Annotated in this window: 1 pseudogene; it reads left to right on the top strand. The window is 40.7% G+C overall.

Features of this window, described 5'->3' with window-relative positions:
• Positions 1–548 (top strand): annotated as a pseudogene (locus ACS8FD_RS21675) (hypothetical protein); the annotation flags it as partial.
• Between the last annotated feature and the right edge of the window lie 95 nt (positions 549–643).

The following is a 643-nucleotide window of genomic DNA, read 5'->3' as shown; positions in this document are numbered from 1 at the left end:
CGGCTCAAGAACCTGTTGATGACGAAGCTGATTTGCCTGATATGGTTGTTAGCTACAAGGATGATATATCTGATCTTAGCTATAACTTGGCGGTTACGGCTCGTGAGGCCAAAAATGGAGAAGATTCAGATATAGGCGTCGGTGTCTCTTTGGCTGGCAAACTGAAAATAGGCAATGATTCGCTACATGCGAGCGTATACAATGGTAAAGGGATGGGCGCCTATTCCACCGTATGTGTTGGAAGAGTCCTTGGTTCGACTGACGATGTGGATTGTGATGCCGAAGACGGTAAGCTTGTATCACAAACTGGCTTCACGGTAGGGTATAGGCATAAATTTACAGAAAAACTGATGAGCAACATGCGCTATGGTGAAATTAATGTGGATGATGCGGTAGATACCTCTGTGAACGTGAAAAGCATCAACCTTGTTTATGAGTATTTTCCAGATCTGGATATTGGTATTGAGTGGAGAGATCGAAGCGATAAGACCACTTTAGAAGTAAGAAAAGGTCAGCAAGTTGAAATAATGGCCAAATACGAATTCTGAGCTGAATATTTGAGTTCGGAACGTATTATATAGAGAGTGAACGTATAGAACAGATTGCAAATTTATATAATCTTATCTTATTAAGCACTTAATAA

The organism is Psychrobacter sp. 1U2 (assembly GCF_051847575.1).
Note: the sequence above shows the minus strand (reverse complement) of the source record. Positions and strands in the feature narration are given on the sequence as shown.